General features: G+C 58.0%; 20 protein-coding genes. 10 read left to right on the top strand and 10 right to left on the bottom strand.

Translation table 11 applies throughout. The features are described 5' to 3' along the window. The first annotated feature begins 28 nt into the window (after positions 1–28). The gene (locus ABD903_RS15660) at positions 29–505 is read left to right on the top strand and encodes a PA2169 family four-helix-bundle protein (RefSeq protein WP_345225813.1); all 477 of its coding nucleotides are present in this window, start codon (positions 29–31) and stop codon (positions 503–505) included. 190 nt (positions 506–695) lie between these two features. Beyond that, positions 696–2,177 carry an exonuclease domain-containing protein gene (locus tag ABD903_RS15665; protein WP_345225815.1) on the top strand — a complete coding sequence of 494 codons (1,482 nt, stop codon included), beginning with the start codon at positions 696–698 and terminating at the stop codon, positions 2,175–2,177. A 52-nt stretch (positions 2,178–2,229) separates the two neighbouring features. Here ABD903_RS15665 and ABD903_RS15670 read toward each other — a convergent pair whose 3' ends face one another. After that, positions 2,230–3,825 (bottom strand): hypothetical protein, encoded by a 1,596-nt coding sequence (locus ABD903_RS15670; protein ID WP_345225817.1) that lies wholly within the window; start codon positions 3,823–3,825, stop codon positions 2,230–2,232. Between the two features lie 164 nt (positions 3,826–3,989). Here ABD903_RS15670 and ABD903_RS15675 point away from each other — a divergent pair, with 164 nt between their 5' ends. Then, positions 3,990–5,582 carry a hypothetical protein gene (locus tag ABD903_RS15675; protein ID WP_345225819.1) on the top strand — a complete coding sequence of 531 codons (1,593 nt, stop codon included), beginning with the start codon at positions 3,990–3,992 and terminating at the stop codon, positions 5,580–5,582. A gap of 73 nt (positions 5,583–5,655) precedes the next feature. Here ABD903_RS15675 and ABD903_RS15680 read toward each other — a convergent pair whose 3' ends face one another. Then, positions 5,656–6,780, bottom strand: a complete 1,125-nt coding sequence (locus ABD903_RS15680) for a DNA topoisomerase IB (protein ID WP_345225821.1) — start codon at positions 6,778–6,780, stop codon at positions 5,656–5,658. Positions 6,781–7,041: 261 nt separating this feature from the next. Here ABD903_RS15680 and ABD903_RS15685 point away from each other — a divergent pair, with 261 nt between their 5' ends. Beyond that, a complete protein-coding gene (locus tag ABD903_RS15685) occupies positions 7,042–7,824 on the top strand; it encodes a M48 family metalloprotease (protein WP_486334022.1) in 783 nt (260 codons plus the stop codon). A gap of 52 nt (positions 7,825–7,876) precedes the next feature. Here the strand turns inward: ABD903_RS15685 and ABD903_RS15690 are convergent, their stop codons facing one another. Then, entirely contained in the window at positions 7,877–8,413 is a 537-nt protein-coding gene (locus ABD903_RS15690) for a hypothetical protein (RefSeq protein ID WP_345225824.1), read from the bottom strand. Positions 8,414–8,558: 145 nt separating this feature from the next. On the opposite strand from ABD903_RS15690, the gene ABD903_RS15695 reads away from it, so the two are divergent. Continuing rightward, complete coding sequence (locus ABD903_RS15695; RefSeq protein ID WP_345225826.1) at positions 8,559–9,722, top strand: App1 family protein phosphatidate phosphatase; 1,164 nt, start codon at positions 8,559–8,561, stop codon at positions 9,720–9,722. A gap of 59 nt (positions 9,723–9,781) precedes the next feature. Here ABD903_RS15695 and ABD903_RS15700 read toward each other — a convergent pair whose 3' ends face one another. Together ABD903_RS15700 and mtgA are read right to left on the bottom strand one after the other, a co-directional pair. Further along, positions 9,782–10,246, bottom strand: coding sequence for a YybH family protein (locus tag ABD903_RS15700; RefSeq protein WP_345225828.1), 465 nt, complete (start codon positions 10,244–10,246; stop codon positions 9,782–9,784). A gap of 12 nt (positions 10,247–10,258) precedes the next feature. After that, the gene (gene mtgA / locus ABD903_RS15705; protein WP_345225829.1) at positions 10,259–11,008 is read right to left on the bottom strand and encodes a monofunctional biosynthetic peptidoglycan transglycosylase; all 750 of its coding nucleotides are present in this window, start codon (positions 11,006–11,008) and stop codon (positions 10,259–10,261) included. A gap of 121 nt (positions 11,009–11,129) precedes the next feature. Here mtgA and ABD903_RS15710 point away from each other — a divergent pair, with 121 nt between their 5' ends. Further along, a complete protein-coding gene (locus tag ABD903_RS15710; RefSeq protein WP_345225831.1) occupies positions 11,130–11,765 on the top strand; it encodes an LON peptidase substrate-binding domain-containing protein in 636 nt (211 codons plus the stop codon). Between the two features lie 68 nt (positions 11,766–11,833). Next, complete coding sequence (locus ABD903_RS15715; protein ID WP_345225832.1) at positions 11,834–13,063, top strand: metallophosphoesterase; 1,230 nt, start codon at positions 11,834–11,836, stop codon at positions 13,061–13,063. Here the strand turns inward: ABD903_RS15715 and ABD903_RS15720 are convergent. Further along, the gene (locus tag ABD903_RS15720; protein WP_345225834.1) at positions 13,026–13,928 is read right to left on the bottom strand and encodes a diacylglycerol/lipid kinase family protein; all 903 of its coding nucleotides are present in this window, start codon (positions 13,926–13,928) and stop codon (positions 13,026–13,028) included. The two genes, ABD903_RS15715 and ABD903_RS15720, sit on opposite strands and share 38 nt — an antisense overlap. A gap of 100 nt (positions 13,929–14,028) precedes the next feature. Then, complete coding sequence (locus tag ABD903_RS15725) at positions 14,029–14,841, bottom strand: M48 family metalloprotease (protein ID WP_345225836.1); 813 nt, start codon at positions 14,839–14,841, stop codon at positions 14,029–14,031. Between the two features lie 195 nt (positions 14,842–15,036). Between ABD903_RS15725 and ABD903_RS15730 the strand changes: the two genes are divergently transcribed. Beyond that, entirely contained in the window at positions 15,037–15,225 is a 189-nt protein-coding gene (locus tag ABD903_RS15730; protein ID WP_345225838.1) for a hypothetical protein, read from the top strand. 83 nt (positions 15,226–15,308) lie between these two features. On the opposite strand, the gene ABD903_RS15735 is transcribed toward ABD903_RS15730, so the two are convergent. Continuing rightward, on the bottom strand, positions 15,309–16,091 hold the full coding sequence (locus tag ABD903_RS15735) for a murein L,D-transpeptidase catalytic domain family protein (RefSeq protein WP_345225840.1): 783 nt from the start codon (positions 16,089–16,091) through the stop codon (positions 15,309–15,311). 114 nt (positions 16,092–16,205) lie between these two features. On the opposite strand from ABD903_RS15735, the gene ABD903_RS15740 reads away from it, so the two are divergent. Beyond that, positions 16,206–16,610: a hypothetical protein gene (locus ABD903_RS15740; RefSeq protein ID WP_345225841.1), complete on the top strand. Its 405-nt coding sequence runs from the start codon at positions 16,206–16,208 to the stop codon at positions 16,608–16,610. Positions 16,611–16,687: 77 nt separating this feature from the next. Here the strand turns inward: ABD903_RS15740 and ABD903_RS15745 are convergent, their stop codons facing one another. Both ABD903_RS15745 and ABD903_RS15750 read right to left on the bottom strand, forming a co-directional pair. Beyond that, a complete protein-coding gene (locus ABD903_RS15745; RefSeq protein WP_345225843.1) occupies positions 16,688–17,083 on the bottom strand; it encodes a hypothetical protein in 396 nt (131 codons plus the stop codon). A 237-nt stretch (positions 17,084–17,320) separates the two neighbouring features. After that, positions 17,321–17,791: a DUF4199 domain-containing protein gene (locus ABD903_RS15750; protein ID WP_345225845.1), complete on the bottom strand. Its 471-nt coding sequence runs from the start codon at positions 17,789–17,791 to the stop codon at positions 17,321–17,323. 315 nt (positions 17,792–18,106) lie between these two features. Here ABD903_RS15750 and ABD903_RS15755 point away from each other — a divergent pair, with 315 nt between their 5' ends. After that, positions 18,107–19,732, top strand: a complete 1,626-nt coding sequence (locus ABD903_RS15755) for an ABC-F family ATP-binding cassette domain-containing protein (RefSeq protein ID WP_345225846.1) — start codon at positions 18,107–18,109, stop codon at positions 19,730–19,732. The last annotated feature ends 83 nt before the right edge of the window (positions 19,733–19,815 follow it).

Consider the following 19,815-nt stretch of genomic DNA (forward strand, 5'->3'; position numbering starts at 1 on the left):
CTTCTTACCACACCAAAACTGTTCCGTAATGGCTGCTATAACCCCAGAAACTGCACGTGCTTTTAACGACCTGGTAGAAATTAACCGTACCGGCGCAAAAGGCTATCAGGAAGCCGCCGAGGGCGTAACGAACCCCCAACTGAAATCTGAACTGAGCCGATTGAGCCAGCAACGCGCCCAATTTGCGTCGGAGCTGGAGCAACAAGCTCGCTCGCTTGGCGTAGAAGCTCCTAGCAACGAGGGCACCATCGAAGGCGCGTTAACCGACGCCGCCGCCGCTGTGCACCGGGGCTGGATTAACTTGAAGTCGGCTGTAACCGGCCAGAACGACTCGGCCATTTTGGGCGAGTGCGAAACCGGCGACAGCGTGGCCCTGACGGCCTACGAAACGGCTTTGAAAAGCACTCATTTGCCGGCGCAAGCCTCGTCGGTAATTCAAAAGCAACACGGCGAAATCCTGGCCGCTAAAAACCAGGTAACGCAGTGGAAGGCCTCCAACCGCTAGGGTTAACCTGGCTGTTGAGAGAAGGGACGGTCCGCTGCAAGGCGGGCCGTCTTTTTTTGTGCTTCAGCGAGTTAGATTAGCTCCGTACGGTTGCAGCCAAGGCAGGCTGCTGTTCGTTTTGCTAAGCCGGGAGCCAAAAGCCGGCTAACTTTGTTATCAGCCGTTACCGAACGTTTTAGCAGCAGCCCGTTTGTACGCAATTATTGACCTTGAAACCACTGGTGGCCAGCCCACGCAGGATCGAATCACCGAAATAGCCATCTTCATTCACGATGGCGACAAGGTGGTCGATTCCTTCGCGACCTTGCTTAACCCCGGCCGGCCCATCCCCTTCTATATTCAGCAGCTTACGGGCATTACCGACGACATGGTGCGCGAGGCGCCGCACTTTCATGAGGTGGCCAAGAAGGTGGTGCAGATGACCGAAGGCTGTGTGTTTGTGGCCCATAACGTGCGCTTCGACTACTCTTTTCTGAAAAAAGAGTTTGCCGATCTGGGCTACACGTATTCGCGCAAAACCCTATGCACGGTTCGCCTGAGCCGTTCCCTCATTCCGGGCCAGCCCAGCTATAGCCTGGGCAAGCTCTGCCAGAACATTGGTATACCGCTGGAAAACCGCCACCGCGCTGCTGGCGACGCCGAAGCCACGGCCATTCTGTTTGACCGCCTACTGAAAATCAGCCAGCAGGCCGAGGCCCCCGGTTACGAGCAGGCCGCGCCCGCCGATAAGCTGGCCGCCGTGGATGCCAACGCCCCCAGTCACAACAGCCAGCGCACTAAGCAGCCCTCGGCCCGCAAGGTGGCAGCCGTGCAGCAGGCCATTAAAACGGCGCTGCTCCCTCCCAACATCACGCCCGAATTAGTAGCCTCGCTTCCACAGGAAGCCGGCGTTTACTACTTCCACGATGCTCAGGGCGAGGTGATTTACGTGGGCAAGAGCATCAATATTTACAAGCGCATTCAGCAGCACTTCGCCATTGACTATAAGTCGCGTAAGTCGTTGGAGTTCAAGAACTCGATTTCCGATATTACGTGGGAGTTAACCGGCTCGGAACTGGTGGCGCTGCTGCACGAGTCTTCGGAAATTAAGCGCATGAAGCCGGCTTATAACCGGGCACAGCGCCGCTCCATTTTTCCGGCGGGCATTTACCTGCGCGTGGATGAGAACGGCTACAAGCGCCTGTATTACGGCCGGGCCGATATAAATAACGCCGAAGTGCCCATCATTGCGCTGGCCAATCAGTTCAAGGCGAAGGGTTTTCTGTACCACAAAGTGTCGCGGTTTAACCTGTGCCAGAAGCTGTGCGACCTGTACAAAACCAACGGCTCGTGCTTCGATTACCAGGTGCACCGCTGCAAGGGCGCCTGCGTAGGTCAGGAGTCACCGGACGAATACAATGCCCGCGTAGACGAAGCCGTGGAAAGTATTACCTACGAACACCAGTCGTTCGTTATCATCGGGGCCGGGCGCCGAGCCGATGAACGCTCGGTGGTGGTGGTGGAACACGGCCGGTACCTGGGCTTCGGCTACATCGACGATACGTTTACGGCGCGGCGGCTGGAAGCCTTCAAAGACGTGATTAAGCCGCAGGTAGATAACAAGGATGTGCAGCAGATTATTCGGCAGTACCTGCGCACCAAGCACAAAGACAAGGTGAAGGTTTTTGCGTAGATCTGCCTTCTTAAGAGCCTCTATCGAACACTAGCTCAGCAGCAGGCTTGCTTTAGTACAGCCGATGCCGCAGTAACCACCCCACGCCGTCGTACTCGTTGGCTTTGGGCTGGTAGCTCTCTACTTCGAAGTGGTTTTTGTCGATTTCGATGGAATTACCGTCGCCGGAATCGTACACGGTAACCCGCGTTTTGGTGCGGCTCCGGTCGGTAGCGGTTGCAGGCTGTCGAATTACATCTTGCCCTTGCCCGTCGTAAATACCGATACGGATGCGACGGTCAGGATTGCCCACTACCTCAAAAACATCGTTTCCGCCTAAACCGAATAACTTGATGGAAGCGGTTTGGCGGGCATCAAACAGCCGGTCACCTACGGGTTTCATAGCCCCACCCGTACCTGCTGACAGCACTTTTACCCGCACTTTCCACGGGCCGGCGGCTTCCACAATAAAGTGCTCGGCTTGGTCGGTTCCGGGAATTTCCACGTCGCGGGCCAGTTGCCGGTAAAACTCATCGGCTACGCGGGGCAACTGCTCGCGCCGACTGGTGAGCTTGTTCCTAAACTCTTCGCCCGACAATGCATAAATTTCCTTGGGCCAAATGCCCAGGGCATTACTAATTATGCCATCGGTGAGGCGCAGGCGCAAGGAATCGGCCACCTGCCGAAAATCCTCCTCGGTTAGGTATACGAGCAGTGACTTATCCATGGGCCGCGCGGCGCGGTTCAGGCCTTCCACGTCGTGAAGGTGAATTTCGCGGGTGAACGTTTGGTAGTTCGTCTTGATAAAACTGATGAGGCGCGTCAGCACCCCATCATCGAACTTGAAAAAAGCGTGGTCCCGGTCGCGAGGAATGGCGCGGTACACCGTGGCGCTATCGGCCGCTGGAAACGAAGCCCAGCGCCATTGGTCTTCGCGGCGGCTCCAGTCGCCGAGCCACATATCGAACAGGCGGCTGCGCAGGTATTGGCGGGCATCCACTTGGTGCCGTGCGTTCAGCAAGAGCCGACCGAATACCACCCGCGAGCTAACTACCTGCGCCGAGTTTCCGAAGCTGCTGACGGTGCGCTGGTCGCCTTCGGGCCGTTCTTCAAAGAGGTAGAGCGCGTTGGCAAACGACTTCCGAAACTCGCCCAAGTCCGGGTCGTCGGCCAGGTACACCAGCCGCGGATTAGTATGGTACACGCCGGCAGCAGCAGCTAACGGCGGCACGATGTACGCGCCGTACGGGTGAATTACGCTGGTTTGGTCTTTCATCAGCCGCCCAATGCCGCCGTCGCGCAAGCCTTCGGGTAGCGCTACCGTGGCGTCTTTATCAACGGAACGCAATACAAATTGCTGGCCGTTTTGGGCCACAAGGCGCAGGTTTTTGGTTTGAAAGGAGCCGCCTTCTTTCACGGGTTTTAGTCCGCCGGGAACCGCCGTGCGCAAGCTAAACACCGGCGCCGGCACGGGCGTAGCCCATTCGTCGCGGTAATGAAAGCCCCAAAACAGCCGATGCAGCCAGCCGCGTTGGTAATGCGGTCCTGCGGCGGCGTGTACTACCGAGTCGGGGCTGATTGCGGGGCGTGGCGGAACAGCCGCCGATACGGAGGGTGCGAAAGCACTGCTTAAAACCAGCAGCCAACCGTAAGAGGAAAAAACTGACAACAACGGGCGGGAAAAAATAACGGCAAAAACCAGCCGCGTCGGCGGCAGGCTGATTGCTTATACCTTTCCTGAGGCTTAGCGGTTATACCCACGCGCAAATAGCCGTTTCTGTTCAGCTTGCGTTCAAGTACCCTGAACGATTGTATTTGCCCTACTTCGCCCCTATGCGCCCACCGCGCCCCCTTATTTGCGCTAGCCTTCTGCTGGGCCTGCTGGCCGGCAGCGGATGTGCCCGCCGCAATTTTTTTCAGCCCGACGCCCGCCTGACCACCGAGCCGCTGCCCGCCGGTACCGAAACCGTGCGCGCCACGCCGGGCCGCCATTACCAGCGTGGCGTGCTGCACCGCATGTTGTTTGGGGCGCATTATCGTCGTGTATGGGCCACGCCGGTTACGGTACCAGTTTTCAACCTGCAAACAGCCGAAAAGACGGGGCTTAAGCCTGGCAAAATTGGTGGGGGTTTCCAAACCACCAGCATGACGCTGCTAGGCCCCAACGACCGGGAATTTGCCCTGCGCACCCTCGATAAAGACCCGTACAAAACGCTACCCAAAGTAATGCAAAAGACGTTTTTGCTGACGTGGGTGCGCGACGTCACCTCCGCTGGCATGCCCTACGCGGCGTTTGTGGTACCGCCTCTGGCCGAAGCCGCCGGGGTACGGCACAGCACGCCCGAGCTGTTTTACATTCGCCCCGACGAAAATGGGCTTGGGGAAGCATCGGAACGGTTTCGGGGCAAGATGGTGATGCTGGAAGAAAAGCTGGAGGGCGAAGAAGTACCGGCACCAAATGGGCGCAAATACGAGATACAAGAAACCGAGGATATCCTCGAAGAGTTGTACGCCAAGCCAACCGGCGCCATTGCCCAACGCCCCTTTGCCCGCGCCCGCCTGCTGGACCTGTGGCTCGGCGACTGGGACCGACACGAAGGCCAGTGGACCTGGGAACACCGCAACAACGGCCAATTGTACGTGGCCATTCCCAAAGACCGCGACCAAGTGTTTTTCCGCTTCGACGATGGCATTCTGCCGTGGATAGGCAGTCGGTTTGTGAAGAAGTTCCGCACGTTTAAGCCGCGGTACGAAAACATAGAGGGCTACACCCGTAACGCCCGTTTTCTCGATGAGCGGGCCCTCAACCAAGTCACGCGGCAGCAAATGCAGGCCGAAGCCCGTAGCCTTCAGCAGCAACTTTCCGATTCGGTAATTGCCCAAGCATTGCGCCGCCTTCCGCCCGAGGTTTACGCCCTGGAGGGTCCGCGCCTGGCCTCTGCCCTGCGGGCACGCCGCGAAAAGCTTCCAGCCGCCGCCGACACCTACTATCGTATCCTGGCTAAAGAAGTGCTGGTGCCCGGCACCGACGAAGCCGAGCGTTTTGTGGTGGAACGCCAGAGCGATACGGCCACCGTGGTATCGGTTTACGCCCTAGCCGATGACGACAAGCCCGAAGAAGGCCGGCTGCGCTACCGCCGCGTGTTTCACCCTTCCGAAACCGAACGCGTGGTTTTGCACGGCCTGGGCGGCAAAGACTTATTTGAAGTACGCGGCAAGGTGCGCCGTTCGCCCCGCATTGATGTGTACGGCGGCCCACACGAAGACACCTTAAAGGACAGTTCCCGCGTGGCCGGTTTGGGCAAAAAAACCCGTTTCTACGATACCAAGCGCAACAACGTGTTTGAACCGGGTGCCGAAACCAAAGACGCGCGCAGCCGCGGTGTGGCTTCATACGCTTTCGACCGCGACGGATCGGGACGGTAAGCAATTATTTGGCGTCGAAAAAAGCCCCCGCAACCGAGGCTGGTTGCGGGGGCTTTTTTTAGTAGAATCTGCTTTAGGTATTAACGGCCCCTACCATGTCCAGCACCAAGTGCTCGGTAGGCGTCAGCAAGTCGTTTTCGTCAGGGTCGGCGTCGTGGCGGCGCAGGTACTCGATGAGTTTATCGGACTTAAAAAGCTCCACCACTTGCGGGTGAATGTAGTATTTAGAGCAAACCGTAGGCGTATTGCCCAAGCCGGCCGCAACGTCTTTAACGGCCCGTTTCAGCACTTTGTCTTTCGGTAGGTCTGGTTCTTCTTGCAGGATACCCTCCAGGCACTCCACCATTTTCACGGTGCCGCCCCAGGTACGAAAGTCCTTGGCCGAAAGCACGATGCCCGTTACCTCGCGCAGGTAGTCGTTCACGTCGCCCGATTCCAGTTCCTGCCGTTGTCCGTCGGCATCGTAGTACTGAAACAGGTGCTGACCGGGAATTTCTTTGCACTTCTGCACCAGGCGGGCCAGTTTTCGGTCGTTCAGGGTAACATCGTGGGCCACGCCTTTCTTGCCTACGAAGTTGAAACGCACTTCGGCTCCATCCACCTGTACGTGTCGGTCGCGAAGGGTCGTAAGTCCGTAGCTCTTGTTTTTCTTGGCGTACTCCTTGTTGCCCACGCGAATGAACGATTGGTCCATGAGCGTAAGCACCAAGGCTACTACTTTCTGCTTGTCCAGCTTGGCTCGCTTCAGGTCCTGCTGCATGCGGAGGCGCAGCTCGGGCAGTTTTTCACCGAAGGCCCGCAGCCGGCTGAACTTGGTGAGGCTGCGCGCCTGGTCCCACAGCGGATGGTAGATGTACTGCTTGCGGCCCTTCATATCGCGGCCGGTTACCTGCAGGTGCGCATTTGGCGAGGCGGCAATAACCACATCAGACCAAGCCGGGGGAATTACGAAGCTGCTCAGGCGCTTCATGATTTTTTCGTCGGTAATTTCTTCGCCTTTGGCGTTTGCGAAAAAAAAATGACCGTTATGTCCGGGCTGCCGCGTAAAGCCGCCCTTGCGAATATCGGCCACATACCGCAGGCCGGCCAACTCGGCCTGACGCGCGGGGTCTTGGTAGAGTTCGTGGGCGTCGAGCTCCACGGGCACTAACTTCTTTTTCTTGACTTTAGGCCGCGCAGGCGCTGATAAACTGGGCATGGACAATGGCTTGGGAAAGGCACCGGCTCCACGGTGGAACGGTGCGGAGGTTGTACGTACAACGCGCAGCTTAAGCTGTAAAACTGGCCTTTAAAGCACCTGGCACAACATCACGGCTTAGCGGTGCGTATCGGCATCGGTTGGCCGGCTGGCATTGTTTTTTCTAGGGGCCTTCCTAAGCAGCACGCCGCGCTGCCTTTCCGTACGTCTCACCCCATTCTTTTTACCATGTTCCGACGCTCACTTTCCCGTTTATACCTGATGGGTGCCCTGGCCCTTTCGCTGGGTGCCGCCACCTCTTCCTGCACCGATAAAGACGGCAACCCCGTGCTGTTCAGCATCGAAGACGATATTGCCCTGGGTGCCCAGGTTGCCCGCCAAACCGACTCCACGTACCGCGCCAAAGGTCAGCTGGTGGAGCGTGCCAGCAACCCCGCCGCTTACCGCGCCCTCGACAACGTGGTGCAACGTGTCCTGAACTCGGGCCAGGTGCAATACCGCAACGAGTTTAAGTGGGACGTAAAAATCATCAAGGACGACAACGTACAGAACGCGTTTGCCTCGCCGGGCGGCCACATCTACGTTTTCTCAGGTCTCATTAAGTTTCTCGACACCGAAAGCCAGTTGGCCGGCGTGCTGGGCCACGAAATGGCCCACGCCGACCGCCGCCACACCTCGCGTCAGTTACAAAACGAGTACGGCATTAGCCTGCTGCTGAGCGTGGTATTGGGCGAAAACCCCGGCCAGCTGGCGCAAATAGCCGCCGGCTTAGGCACGCTTAAGTTTGGCCGCGACTTTGAGCGCGAAGCTGACGAGTACTCGGTTATTTACCTCAATGGCACCGGTACCTACGCCTGCGACGGCGCGGCGGGGTTCTTCATCAAGGCCGAGCAGCAAAGCCAGGGCAACCCGCCCGAGTTCCTGAGCACCCACCCCAACCCCGGTTCGCGCGTGGAAGCCATCCAGAACAAAGGCACCGAGCTGAACTGCCGCAACCGCACCCCCGGCAACGAGAACCTGCAGATCCTGAAAACGAGCCTGTAGCAAGTTGTTTCCGACATAAGAAGGCCAGCCGCATCACTACGGCTGGCCTTCTTTATTTCCGGGTTATCTGTACTGTGTTGCTTAAACTCTTGGTGGCCGGAATTTGCGGGGTAGGCCGGCTTTTGGAGTAGCCGTACCCCACAGCTTGCAACCGATAAATACCAGTGGTTCGGTTGAAATATTTCGCGCAATTCAAGGAGCCTCGCGCCTCTGCAGAATCGATAAACGCCGCGGGAAACAGGCGGTTAAAATCCAGCTGCAGATTCACGGTGCGCTGGGCGCCTGGTGCCAGCTTTTCCGGTTTCCGGTATTTGACCTTAAATATGCAGTGCTGGCAGATGGCCAGGGAGTCGCCTTTGGGCGTGGTGCCTTGCACCACCAACCCGCGCCAGGATGAGCAGGCCGTTTCCACGGTATCGGGGTACTTTTCAACCCAAACCGCCCGGGTGCTGGTGTTGGTCACTGTTGCCCGCAGCCACACGATGTTGAATGCATCGGCGGATTGCGCCTGCAGCTGCACGGCCAACGGCGGGGCTTCCCCGGCATAAGGACGGGTGCCGCCGGCGCAAGCGGCCAATACCGCGGCCATCAAGCTGGTTGCTATTGCCTGTTTCATGTACTGAATTTTTCGCAAGCGCCCTCGCAGCGCGCACCAGGCTTCCTACGCAAGCGGCCTAACCTCGGCTTAAAACCTCCCGTACCGTAGTTTCGCGCTACTCCCACTGCCGCTTGCCATGCCTCTACTCGACCGCCTCTCCGAATTCGCCGAAAACGCCGACGACCTGCTGCGCCGCGCCCGCACCCGCTTGGGCTTGCTGCACCCCGTGCAAGTATTGCCCTACCGCAGCTACGGCACGCCCGAGCGCCTGTATGTGAAAGGCCGTGTGCTAACCGACAAAGGCATTACCGACCCCGACCCGTCGGATTCGCGCTGGCACAACCTGCTGAACATGTACCGCCGGTTCGACTCGCAGGAAATTCCCGGTGCGCAACTGCGTGTTCGGCCCGGCGACGGCACCGAACACCACGTAATTACCGACGAGGAAGGCTATTTCACCCTGAACCTGGAACCTCAGCGGCTCAACCAGCCCGTTGATTTTCTGTGGCACCAAGTAGAGGTAGAACTAATGCACGCTCCCGGTCCGCAGCCCGCCCAACGGGTGATGATGGCGCCGGTGCTGGTTCCACCCGCCGATGCGGAGTACGGCATCATTTCCGACCTCGACGACACGGTAATCCAAACTTCCGCCACCGATTTGCTGCGCATGGCGCGCACCGTGCTACTGCGCAACGCCCGTTCACGCTTGCCCTTTAAAGGGGTGGCCGAGTTTTACCGCCAGCTGCAGCTGGGCCGCAACGGCAAGCGCAACAACCCGTTTTTCTACGTGTCGTCGTCGCCCTGGAACCTCTACGACTTGCTGGAGGACTTTCTTACGCTGAATGAAATTCCGCCCGGCCCGCTGCTGTTGCGCGACATGGCCGTGAAGCGCAAAGCCAGCGGCGACGCCTCCGAGCACCACGGCCACAAGCTCCGCGAAATCGACAACCTGCTGCTGACCTATCCGCAACTACCGTTCGTACTCATCGGCGACTCGGGCCAGGAAGACGCAAACATTTACCGGGAAGTAGTGCGCCGCCACCCCGGCCGCGTGCTGGCTATTTACATCCGCGACGTGAACCTGCCCCAGCGCGCAGCCCTGGTTACACAGGTTTCCGAGGATTTACGTGGCCACGAAGTCGAGATGCTGCTGGTGAAAGACACGGTGCAGGCTGCCGAGCATGCCGCCCAAACCGGACTGGTTTTCAATGCCGCCGTAGAGGCCGTGGAAGCTGAAAAGCAGAAAGACGAAGCCACACCCGAAGACCCGGGCGAAGTAGCCGAACAGGAAGGCAAATAGCTAGCTGTTGTTGGTTGTCAGCCAGGAGCACTTTTCGTCTGACAACCGACAACTCTCCTTTAGCTGGAATGGTCAGCCACTATTACCCACTGCCCATTCTGCTGCCTGAACAGCAGCGTAAACCAACCTTGCAGGTCGCCGGCGGCCGGGCGGCGCAGGTGCCAATGGCCTACCACGTGCGCCGCGTCGGGGCTGAGCGGCGTAACGCGCAGCTCCGAAAACGTGAGCTGGCCCATTGCGGCCGCATCGGGGTAATTGCGGCGGTAGTTATCGAGGGTGCGCTGCCAGCCGTAGGTAGGGCCGTTTTTACCTATAAACAGCAATGAATCGGACTGCCAATAGCCCGCCATGAAAGCGGTAAGGTCACCGCGGTTCCAGGCGGCACTTTGAGTGGCCAGAACGCTGCGGATCTGGTTTTCGGCCGGGGCAAACTCGGTTGCGGTGGGCGCGCTGGGTTGAGTGCGGTTGCAACCGGCCAGCAGACCAACGGCCAACGCCGCATGTAGTAGTAGGATTTTAAGCATCTGAAGAGAGCATTAGTCTTGGTGAATGAGCCCGCGCACGAAAGCGGTACCGCCCAGCCGACGCATGTTGCGCATTACGCGGCGCTGTTTGGCGCGGGCTGTGGGGCCGGGGTGGCCAGCCTGAAACTTTAGTGGATTGGGCAACACAGCGGCCAGCATGGCGGCCTGCGCCTGCGTCAGGTTTTTAGCCGATTTCCCAAAATGCTTTTGCGCCGCAGCTTCTGCCCCAAACACACAGTCGCCCATTTCGGCCACGTTTAGGTATACCTCCAAAATGCGCTGTTTGCTCCACAGCAGCTCTATGAGCACGGTGAAGTAGGCTTCGGCCGCTTTGCGCACGTAGCTGCGGCCCTGCCACAGGAACACGTTCTTGGCCACCTGCTGCGTAATGGTGCTGCCGCCGCGCAGCTGTTTACCGCCCTCAAAATTGCTTTTGGCGGCTTTTTGAATGGCATCCATATCAAAGCCGCGGTGCTGCAGGAACCGTTGATCTTCGGCGGCCAGCAGGGCCAGCGGCAGGTGCGGCGATACTTCGTCGATGTATCTAAACTGGTAGTTAATCTGGCGCGAGGCTGCTACGGGCAGTAAGCCGCCGTAATTGGCCTCGGGGCGGTGGCTGCGGCGCTCCAGCATCAGCCACGTAGCCGGCGGCGACACCCAGCGGTAGAGCAGCACCCACACCACTGACATCAAAAACAACGCCGCCAGCGCCTGCAGCGCCACTTGCCGCGCCAGCCGTAACCGATCCGCTAAATCCTTCATCAATTTGTTTGTTGTATCTACGGCCTGACCACGGCGGCCCACCGGGCGAAATTAGCACCTTCCGCACGTAGCCAACCGGGTTTCCACGTATTTTCCCTCTCTGCTTTACCCCTTCTCTTTCATGTCTCGCCTCCTGCCGCTGTTCCCGCTAAACCTCGTGGTGTTTCCGGGTGAAAAGCTGAACCTGCACATTTTTGAGCCCCGCTACCGCCAACTGGTGCACGATTGCGCCACGGAAAACATAACCTTCGGTATTCCGGCGTTTCTAAACGGCGAAGTGCAGCCCATTGGCACCGAAATGCGCTTGATTCGCATCGAGAAACTCTACGAGTCGGGTGAATCGGATATCCGAACCGAAGGCGTGGGCGTTTTCCGCCTCGGTGAAATGCTGCGGCAGGCGCCAGGCAAGCTCTACGCTGCCGGCTACGTAGACGACCTGCCCGACGATGCCACCGAAGATCCTGACGTTCGGCAGCACATTGGTACGCTGGTGGCGCAGCTCTACAACATTCTCGGCCTGAGTCCTACCTTGCTTACCCTGCCGCCGCACTACCGCATGTTCGACGTGGCACATCAGCTGGGCCTTAGCAACGAGCAGGAATACCAGCTGCTGACCCTGCGCTCCGAGGCCGAACGGCAGGAGCTCGTGCGCGGGCATCTGGAACAAATTCTGCCCGTACTCAGCGAAACCGAGCGCCTGAAAGAACGCGTGCGACTAAACGGTCATTTCAAGAACCTGACGCCGCCCAGCTTTTAGAGCGGCTCGCCCCCACGCAATAACCTCCGGCACAAGGGCCCGTAAACCTGCCAAACGTACCGCCTTCCGTGTCTGTAGAATCCGTAGTGTTGTGGCTTTTTGCCGCGTTAGTGGCGTGGCTGGCATACCGTTTTTTTCTGGAACGGCGTGTACGACGGCTTCCTTACGTGGCGCCGGCTTTGCGCCATTGGAACGATGACGCCCCGCCCGCCGTTGCACCCGCCCATCGGATTTGCCTGATTGGTGACTTGGGAGCCGTGAGTACCGACGGCCACGACCCCGTGCTGAACTTGCTACGCACCTGGCTAGTGGAAGCCGGGGCACAGGGCACCGTGGTACTACTGGGCGACAACGTGTACCCCGTGGGCCTGCCGCCGGCCGGCCATCCGCAGCGCGAAGCCGCCGAGCGCCGGCTCGACATTCAGCTTGACGTCCTGCGTGAGTTTTCCGGCCGCGTGGTGTTTCTCAGCGGTAACCACGACTGGAACAAAGGCCGATCCGACGGTTACGAATACTTGCGGGCTCAAGAAGCTTACGTGCGGGAGAAGCTGCCCGGTGTGCAATACCTGCCCGCCAACGGCTGCCCCGGCCCGGTAGCCCTGCCCCTTGCCAACGGCTTGGTGCTGCTAGTGCTCAATACCCAGTGGTGGGTGCAGCGCGGGCCGCGTCCTTTGGGTCCGGCTCACGGCTGTACTGCCACCAACCCCAAGCAGCCCTTCGAGCAGCTACGGGCTTTACTGGCTCAGTACCACAACCAGCGTATTGTGGTGGCCGGGCATCATCCCATGTATTCCAATGCCGTGCACGGTGGCAAATTCACCGTGAAGCAGCACGTGTTTCCCCTTACCGCCGCGCACAAGCGGGCGTACGTGCCGCTGCCGGGCATTGGGTCGCTTTTTCCCATGTACCGCCGCGTGGTAGGCGCCGCCGAAGACATGGCCTATCCGCCCTACCGCCGCATGCGTCGCCGCTTGCTGCAAGTACTGCGCGAGGCTCCCGGCGCCGTATACGCCGCCGGCCACGACCATAACCTGCAGTACTTCCTGCGCCGTGGTGTACACTACTTAATCAGTGGAGCCGGCAGCAAAACTTCGTTCGTGCAGCCAGGTGGTCGGGCCGCTTTTGTGCACGAGCACAAAGGCTTCTTCACCCTCGATTACTACGCGGGCGGTCAGTTATGGCTGCACACGTGGCAGCCAGCCGATGCTACCGGCACGCGGGCGGCACCTGTTTTCAGCTGCCCGTTATCGGTAGAACCAATTACGCCGGAACCAGCACCCGCAGGCTCCGCGGGCTAATGGTTACTTCGAGCGGCGTACTGAGCTCCATGGGCTCACCATCTACCTGCACCTGCACCTTTTCCTCGTTCAGCACCCAAATTTGAGCTTTGCGGCAGCGTAGCCGTCGTGTGTAGTCGGAGTTTTCGAAGCCTTCGGTGTAGAGGTCGTACAGAATGCCGGGGGCCGCTGCGCCTGGAAAAGGCTCGATGATGCACAACTCAAACCAGCCGTCGTCTAGCTGACTATCGGGGTTGATGACCACGTTGCTGCCGAAGGTGCGCGCATTGGCAATGGTGAGCATGAAAGCCTCGCCTTCCCAGTGCTCCGTATCGGTTTCGATGCGGTAACGGGCAGGCTCGTAGCCCATGTATTCCTGCAGGGCTACGCGCACGTAAGCACCGGGGCCACGAGTGTCGCCGGTGCTGAAACGCTCGACCACTACGGCATTAAAGCCCAGATCGGCCAGGTGTACGGTTAAGTGGCCGCTTACACTCAGCGTGTCGATTTCACGCACACGGTGTTCCCAAAGCACGTTAAGCGCCTCGTCGGCTTGCTGCGGTATGTCGAGGTCTTTGGATAAGCCGTTGCCTGAACCCAGCGGAATGATGCCCATGGGCAGGCCCTCCGCCAGCACGGCCTCGGCCACCAGGCGCACCGTACCGTCACCGCCCGCTCCAAATACTACATCGTAGCTATTTTCCTGCAACTGTTGCCGCAGGTTGGTCAGGTCATTCGTGCCGGTGGTTTCAAACAGGTGTACCTCGTTGCCTCGCTCGGCGCACACCTGCTGCAACTGTTCAAGCACAGTTTCCTTGTCGATGTCGCCCGAAATGGGGTTCATCACGAACAGCACGCGGTGCAACGGTAAAGGAGCGTCGGACATGGATGGGTAAGTAAGCGGGAACGGACTTTAAACGCGACAGGCACAGAAAAAGCCGGCGCACGGGCGCCGGCTTTAGAAAAAACTTTTGAAACGAAGGTGGTTATTTTTTCAGGCCGCTGGGCACACCGCTGGGAAAAACCGCGGCAATTTCCTTTTCCAGCACGCCCACCCGGTTACCAGGGTTGGGGTGCGTACTCAAAAACTCGGGCGTACGGCCGCCGCCGCCTTTAGACTCCAGTACGCTCATCACCTCGATCATGGCACGGGGGTCGTAACCGGCCTCTGCGGTGTACTTCACGGCTAACCGGTCCGACTCCAATTCATCTTCGCGGCCGAAGCGCAACGACACAACCTTGGCAATGGCAGCGGCAACGGCAGCGTTGGCAATGGATCCGCCCGGGCGGTCCGGGTCATAAGCCGCAATGCCGGCCGCACCGGCTAAACCCTGCGTGAGCTGCGACTTTGCCAACTGTTCGGCAGAGTGCCGCCCAATAACATGCCCGATTTCATGGGCCAAAACGCCAGCTACCTGACCTTCGGTAGACATGGCTTTCAGTAAGCCTGCCGTAATAAAAATCTGCCCTCCGGGCAGTGCAAACGCATTAATCGTCTGCTCATCGGCCAGCAAATGGAAGTTGAACTTATACACCGACTGCCCGGCTCCGGCGGCTTGCACCAAGGTTTGGCCGATACGATCGACGGCAGCCCGGGCCTGCTCGTCGGGGTGCAGGCCACCGTATTGCTGTGCCATTTGCGGCGCCGCCTGCAAACCGAGCGCCACTTCCTGTTCGGCGGTCATGTTCACGTGTTGCACCTCGCCGGTTACCGGGTTGGTTTGCCGGTTGCAGTAATAGGTGATGAAAGAAAAGCCCGCGACAATTAGGGCTATAATGTAACGGAGGGAGCCTCGCATGATGAGATAAGCTGCGGTGGGGAATGGAAAACAACGCCAGCTGCGCTGTAACCCGTCTAACGCGCCACGCGCAACAGGGTTATCCCAACCATGCGCAGCCAAAAACTACCGGCTTGCGTATCAGGCCTAATTCCCACGCGGGATGGTCAAACGGCTTTTTTCGCTGGCCGCCTCGCCCCACACTCCTACTTCACCATGAACCAGAAACGCACATTTGGGTCGCTGCTTACGCTGCTTGGCATTGCGGCCCTTATTTATGGTGCCCTCGGCCTTTTGGGCAAAGTTGGGCTTAGTCAGATAAATTCACTGGTGCCCATCGGTCTGGGCCTCATTTTCTTCTTTGCCGGCATCAGCCTCGTACGGGCCACCGGCGACCGAGCATAGGCTTACCAATCCCCGTAAAAGAGCCGGCCCGGCGAACCATACTGTTCGCCGGGCCGGCTCTTTTACGGGGAGATATTATTGCATTACTGCCCAGCCATGGGGCTAATGCCATGGGAACGGGCAAACGAAGGCAGGGCCGCATCTAGGTTCAGCCATTGAGAAGAGTAAGTCACGCCGTCGGGTGCGTGTGCATACACAACCGAGCCTCCCTGAATGGTTTTGATAATGGGAGCCGACTGCTCCTGCGGCAAGGCGGGGCAGCCTTGGCTGCGTCCTAAACGCCCGTGCTGGCGGATAAAATCCTGGCATACGTACTGCGCGCCGTGTACCACTACCGCCCGCGGTCCGGCATTGGAGTTGAACTTGGGGTCCATACCACGCAATTTCAACGACAGGCCGTGCTTGCCTTGGTAGGTTTGCTGCGTGAGGTAAAAACCCAGGCTGCTTTGCTCCGAGCCGGAAACGTTAGAAAAAGCTTTGGCAAACTCCTCACCGGTACCTTTGCCGTGCGCTACCAGTGTATGGTACAGCAACCGCTGCTTGGCCAAATCAATAACCCACAGCCGGTTAAGCCGACTGGAACGGCTGAAGTCGATGATGGTTAATACCGGCTTACTGGCAAGGCCCCTACTGCGCAAGTTGTAGTAACCCACTAAGGCATTGCGCAGCACCGTGGTGCTAAGGCCCGTATTGGCCAGCCCCGCACCAACATAGGTACGAACCAGGTTTTGTTCGAAAGCAGCGCGGTAAGCGGCTAACGCCGGATTAGGCGGCGTTGTGGCCGGGCGCGAAGCAGCGCCGGTGGTGTGTACGCACAACGCAAAACCCAACGCAAGGCAGGTTTGTAGAATACGCGCAGGCTTCATGGCAAGGTGGAGGAAGCTTAGAAGTCGCAAATGGGCTGGGGTAAGGGCGGCTAAATATACTAGTTTTGTGCCGCCGTGCCCTCTAACGACCGAGGATCGGCCTGGGTTCCAACAATGATGCACCGCATATTATTATTTGGAGCAGTTGCTTCACTTCTAGCATCTTGCAGTGGCCAAAGCATCACTATTCCTGGCTTCGACGATGCTACCTGGCGCCGGGATTCCCGCGCCTGCCAAGGCCTGCGCCGCAACCTTCTCCCACCCCTCGACCAGAACCGGCAACTGCTGTACGGCAAGACCAATGGCGCAATTAACGCATTGCTGGGCCACCCCGACGAGGAGGAACTGGAAGCGCAAACCCAACGCGCCTACTACTACTACCTCGAACCTGGGGAGCAGTGCCAGCCGGGCCATCCGCGCAGTGCCGCTCGCCGCCTCTTGCTACGCTTCGGCGCTTTAAATACGGTTACGGAAGTGCTCTACACCACTTCCGCGCCCATTTACCACAAGCCAAACTAAACAACAACGGACCCCCTCCTTTCGGAAGCGGTCCGTTGTTGTTACTTGCCGTTGGCCGGGCTTAAAGCGTAGGATGCTTATCCCATGCCGTTCTGATTGGGGTCGGCAGACTGAGGAGCTTCCATGGCAGGCTTTTCTTCCCGTAGGGCACTCAGCTGAGAAGGAGTAAGAATAAGACGGCACTCTTGCTCGTACTGCGCTTCCAACTCCATTATGCGAGCTTGGCGCCCGGTTGGGTCCTGCTCGTACTGCCATTGAATTTCATCCAAACGCGCCAGCTTAATCTCATTAACGGAGCGCAGCTTGATAATCTGCGCTTCATTTAGGTGTAAACGGACAGCCATTTTACGGGTCAGTTCTTCAGCTTGCGCTGCCGAAACCCGACTTGGGTTAGGAACTTGTCGGTCACGCATCTGCCCGTGGGCCGACAAGCCGAGGCCGCAGCACACTGCGGCAATAAACAACGCTTTCATGTGGTGGAGCAAAAGGAGTGAAATTGGACGAATGGAAAGCCGGTTGGCACGACTTTGTGTAGTCCAATTATATATTATTTAAGTTTAAATTCAAATTCTCTTTAAAACATTTTCCTGTTTGGGTATAGTTCCCACATCGGGAAGTATACCAGTAGAGCAAGCGCATATAAAAAAAACCGGCCCGGCTTGGTGCTTAACGCCAAATCGGACCGGTTTGTATAACACATGCACAACTCGCTAATCGAGTTGCTCCATGGGCTTGTGGTCGGGGCTCTTAAAGTACTGCATGGCAACGAGTGAAATGATCATGCCCGACATTACACCTTGCAGCAAAACGGCCAGAAAGGCGATGGTTACCGAGAGGTCAAACCCAAACAAATCCTGAGCGCGCAGTTGCTCCACAAAGTTGGGGTTAACTACCATGTAAATGATCAGGAAGAGGCCGAACACAACAGAAGCTACGGCTGAAGTAATGATGCCCGTACCAAAACCGTGCAGGTAGGGCATCCGGTCGTGGCGCGCCCGCTTGTAATTTGAAATGGCCATGCAAACACCAATGGCCAGCACAATGCCGTTCAAAAAGCTGTACTCAATGCGGTCGGCCCAGCCGATGATACTGGCCAGCAGGAAGTAGGCAATCATTCCTACGGACGTAAAGAGTCCGTACCGAATTCCATTTTTTTCCGGGGAAAGAAGTGCGTCAGCCATAAGGCGAAAATTTGAGGAGGAACAACGAAGAGAGAAAAGAGCAACCAGCTGAACCACTGACAAGCGGTGGGTTTAGGTAGCGGTGCTGTTTTCCTATACTGAAATCGGAGCGTAGCGGTTGTGGTTTGTCGGCGCTGGAAAGAGGATTTTGTTTTTTAACCCGTTGATTATGTGTGGGCAGCCGATGGGATTTTTTGCGACACCAGCGTTGTTATCATCACCGATACGCAAGGGCCACGGTGCATTTTGCCTACCTTTGCGCGGTTTTTAGCCTCACCAGGCTTCTTTCATATTGATTTTTTCGGCAGCTACTGCATGATCAGCACTACCAACGTCAGCCTGCGCTATGGAAAGCGCGTGTTGTTTGAAGACGTTACCATCAAGTTTATGCCCGGCAACGTGTACGGCCTGATTGGGGCGAACGGGGCAGGTAAATCCACGTTTTTGAAAATCCTTTCGGGCGAAATGGAGCCGAACACCGGCTCGGTGGATATGCCCAAAGGCGCCCGCCTGTCGGTACTGAAGCAGGATCAGTTCGCGCACGACCAATACCCGGTGCTGCAAACGGTAATTATGGGTCACCAGCGCCTCTGGAAGGTGATGGAGGAAAAAGACGCCCTGTACGCCAAGGCCGATTTCTCGGACGCCGACGGCGAACGGGCCGCCGCCCTGGAAGGCGAATTTGCCGACCTCGAAGGCTGGAACGCCGACTACGAAGCTGCCGAGCTGCTCTCGGGCCTTGGCATCGGCGAAGACAAGCACTATACCCTTATGGGCGACCTGGGCACCTCCGACAAAGTGCGCGTGCTGCTGGCCCAGGCGTTGTTCGGTAACCCCGATGTTTTGCTGCTCGACGAACCAACCAACGGCCTCGATGCCGAGACGGTATTGTGGCTGGAAAACTTCCTCGACGACTTCCAGAACACGGTAATTGTAGTGAGCCACGACCGTCACTTCCTCGACGCGGTGTGTAACTACATGGCCGACCTCGACTTCTCGAAAATCACCATGTACCCCGGCAACTACTCGTTCTGGTACGAGTCGAGCCAGTTGGCCCTGCGCCAGCGCCAGGATGTGAACAAGAAGACCGAAGACAAGCGCAAGGAGCTGGAAGAATTCGTGCGCCGTTTCTCGGCCAACGCCTCGAAGTCCAAGCAGGCCACCTCGCGCCAGAAGCTGCTGCAAAAACTTACGCTGGAAGAAATCAAGCCTTCCTCGCGCAAATACCCGTACATCGCGTTCAAGGCCGAGCGCGAAGCCGGCAACCAGCTGCTCACGGTGGAAAACCTGAGCGCCAAAGTAGACGGCGAAGTGGTATTCCGCAACGTGTCGTTCTCGCTCGACAAGAAAGACAAAGTAGCCATTGTGGGCCGCGACGACCGCGCCGCTTCCCTCCTGTTCGACATTTTGTTCGAGCAGATTAAGGCTGCCACCGGCACCTTTAGCTGGGGCACTACCATTACGCCCTCGTACTTCCCCAAGGAAAACACCGAGTTCTTTAACACCGACTTGAACCTGGTGGACTGGCTGCGTCAGTACTCCACGGAAAAGGACGAGTCGTTTATCCGGGGCTTCCTGGGCCGTATGCTGTTCTCGGGCGAAGAGTCGCAGAAGAAGTCCAATGTGCTGAGCGGGGGCGAGAAAGTGCGCTGCATGCTCTCCAAAATGATGATGGAAAGCGGCAACGTGCTGGTACTCGACGACCCGACGAACCACCTGGACCTGGAAAGCATCACGGCGCTGAACAACTCGTTGCGCGACTTTACCGGCACCATGTTATTTGCCTCGCACGACTTGCAGTTTATTGACACCGTAGCCAACCGAATTATTGAGCTGACGCCGGAAGGCATCATCGATAAGCGCATGAGCTACGAGGAGTACCTGGCCGACGAAACCATTAAGGCCCAGCGTCAGCGCATGTACCAAACGGTAGGCGCGTAACGTTCCAACTGAAAGGCCGTGGATGCAACGCTCCGCGGCCTTTTTGTTTCTAGATTGCGGAGACGCGGCTGCGTCATCCGAAA

It is taken from the genome of Hymenobacter koreensis, from assembly GCF_039541855.1.
GTDB lineage: Bacteria > Bacteroidota > Bacteroidia > Cytophagales > Hymenobacteraceae > Solirubrum > Solirubrum koreensis.